The following is a 1,066-nucleotide window of genomic DNA, read 5'->3' as shown; positions in this document are numbered from 1 at the left end:
ACTCTGTTCTTATTAATTATGATTAAATATCTTAATTGGAAAATAGTGTTATGGATGCACGTTGCCCAAAATGTGAAAAAGTTGCAATCTTAGATGATGATATAACTAATGTTAAATGTCCTCATTGTAATTTTGAAGCTGACTATGATTCCTATCTTGAAATAATGAAAGATCAGGCAATTAACATGTCTTACGATTATATTCCAAAAAGACCTGGCATGTAATTACCAAAAATTTCCTTTATCTGAGCAATCCAAATGTGCACCACACTTTGGACAAAACATATGACACGCTTGCATATCTACCATCTTATTTTCACATCTAGGACATTTGATCTCATCCATGCGTATTCTACATAATCTTGATTTAAAAATAATGTCCAAAGGTTAATTAGTCGTTGGGCATTTTTTTGAAATACTTGACAAATTTCAAGCTTACAATATCAGATACCAAAGGAAAATCTATCACAAAAGAGTTGAAAGACAGCGATGCGAATCCATTATTGGGTTTACAATTAGGAAGCGACGCAGATGCGTCTGTTGTAGGATTGCAAGGCAAATTAAAACTAACAGGTGGTAGTGATAAGTCAGGAGTTCCAATGAGAAATGATATTCATGGTTCTGCAAGAAAATACATTTTACTTTCTAAAGGAGTTGGATTACAAGCAGCAGAAACAGGACAAAGAGTTAGAAAATTAATGCGAGGAAATACTGTTTCAGAAGAAATCTATCAGATAAATTGTAAATTTGATGGAGAGTTGCCAGTAGAAGCTCCAGCTGAAGTGGCATCAGAATCCAAATAAAAAGAATAACTTAACATATACCGGTCCTACATTTTCATTAATGCATTGGAGAGAAACACTTCCCGAATGGTACATAAAAAAATACGGTCATCAGCCGTGTGTAAATATTGGAACTGCAGGTCATGTGGATCATGGTAAAACTACACTTATTCAAGCTTTAACTGGTTCTTGGACCAGTGTACATAGTCAAGAATTAAAACGTGGAATTACAATACGTGTTGGTTATTCTGATGCAGCATTTTACAAATGTAAAAGTTGTGAAGA

The 1,066-nt window shown here is 34.0% G+C and carries 3 protein-coding genes; all 3 read left to right on the top strand.

Going from position 1 to position 1,066, the window contains the following annotated elements; genetic code table 11:
- Positions 1–50 precede the first annotated feature (50 nt).
- Entirely contained in the window at positions 51–224 is a 174-nt protein-coding gene (locus BG20_RS04830) for a hypothetical protein (protein ID WP_010191607.1), read from the top strand.
- A gap of 194 nt (positions 225–418) precedes the next feature.
- Entirely contained in the window at positions 419–802 is a 384-nt protein-coding gene (locus BG20_RS04825) for a S6e family ribosomal protein (protein ID WP_010191604.1), read from the top strand.
- 40 nt (positions 803–842) lie between these two features.
- A partial coding sequence (locus BG20_RS04820) for a GTP-binding protein (protein ID WP_010191602.1) occupies positions 843–1,066 on the top strand: 224 nt, incomplete at its 3' end.

The sequence above is a fragment of the Candidatus Nitrosarchaeum limnium BG20 genome, assembly GCF_000241145.1.
Lineage (GTDB): Archaea > Thermoproteota > Nitrososphaeria > Nitrososphaerales > Nitrosopumilaceae > Nitrosarchaeum > Nitrosarchaeum limnae.
Note: the sequence above shows the minus strand (reverse complement) of the source record. Positions and strands in the feature narration are given on the sequence as shown.